A 1,259-nucleotide genomic window follows, 5' to 3' on the forward strand; every position below is an offset into this window, starting at 1 on the left:
CGGACAGCACGCCGTCCGGGCCGAGTTCGACGAACCTGGTGACGCCGTCGAGGGCCGCGAGGGCGTCGGCGAAGCGGACCGGCTTGCGGACCTGGTCGACCCAGTACTCCGGGTCCGACCACTGACCGACACCGACCGGGCGGCCGGTCACCGACGACACCGCCGGGACCGAAGGCTCGGCGAAGGACAACCCACGCACCACGGCGCTGAAGTACTCCAACATCGTCTCCATCAGCCGGGAGTGGAATGCGTGACTGGTCCGCAGACGGCTGGACTTCCATCCCCGCTCGCCCGCCGCCTCGGCGACGGCGTCGATCTCGGCCTCCAGGCCCGCGACCACCACGGCCCCAGGACCGTTCACCACCGCGACGTCCACGTCCGGGAACGCGGCGAGGACGTCCGCCTCGGAAGCACCCACCGCGAGCATCGCCCCACCGGCGGGAAGGGCCTGCATCAGTCGGCCCCGGGCCACGACCAACGCCGCCGCATCACCGAGCGACAGCACCCCGGCCACGTGCGCGGCAGCGATCTCACCGATCGAATGACCGACCAGCACGTCCGCCCGCACACCCCAGTGCGACAGCAGCGCATGCAACGCCACCTCGACCGCGAACAGCGCCGGCTGCGCGTACCCGGTGCGGTGGATCAACTCCTCGTCCGCCAGCACCTCCGCCAACGGCCGGTCCAGATCGGCATCCACGTGCAACGCCACCTGGTCGAACGCGTCCGCGAACACCGGGAACGCGTCATACAACCCCCGGCCCATCGACGCACGCTGCGCACCCTGCCCCGTGAACAGGAACGCCACCCGGCCCGCCCGTGCGGTGCCGGTCAGACCACCCGCACCGGACACCACCGCATCCAGCCCGGCCGTCAGCGCGTCGGTCCCACCCGCGAGCACCACCGCACGATGCGCCAGAACCGGACGCCGCGCCGCAGCCGCCGCCACGGCCGGCAGGTCGGTGCCCGACACCGTCCTCAGCCGCTCCGCCTGCGCCCGCAGCGCGGCCGGGGTCCGGCCGGACAGCAGGACCGGCACCACCGGCAGGTGCGCGACCGGTACCGAGGCCGGCTCCGCCACCGGGGGCTCTTCCAGGATCACGTGCGCGTTCGTCCCGCTCACGCCGAACGCCGACACACCCGCTCGTCGCGGCCGGTCCCCGGAGGTCCACGGCCGCGACTCCGTCAGCAACCCGACTGCGCCTACGGACCAGTCGACCTCCGCCGACGGCTCGTCCGCGTGCAGGGTGGCGGGGAGC

The 1,259-nt window shown here is 73.4% G+C and carries 1 protein-coding gene; it reads right to left on the reverse strand.

Going from position 1 to position 1,259, the window contains the following annotated elements:
• The coding region (locus PUR56_RS30160; protein WP_329951279.1) for an acyltransferase domain-containing protein at positions 1 to 1,192 on the reverse strand (1,192 nt) is incomplete at its 3' end.
• Between the last annotated feature and the right edge of the window lie 67 nt (positions 1,193 to 1,259).

This window comes from Streptomyces sp. BE303, from assembly GCF_036290945.1.
Lineage (GTDB): Bacteria > Actinomycetota > Actinomycetes > Streptomycetales > Streptomycetaceae > Kitasatospora.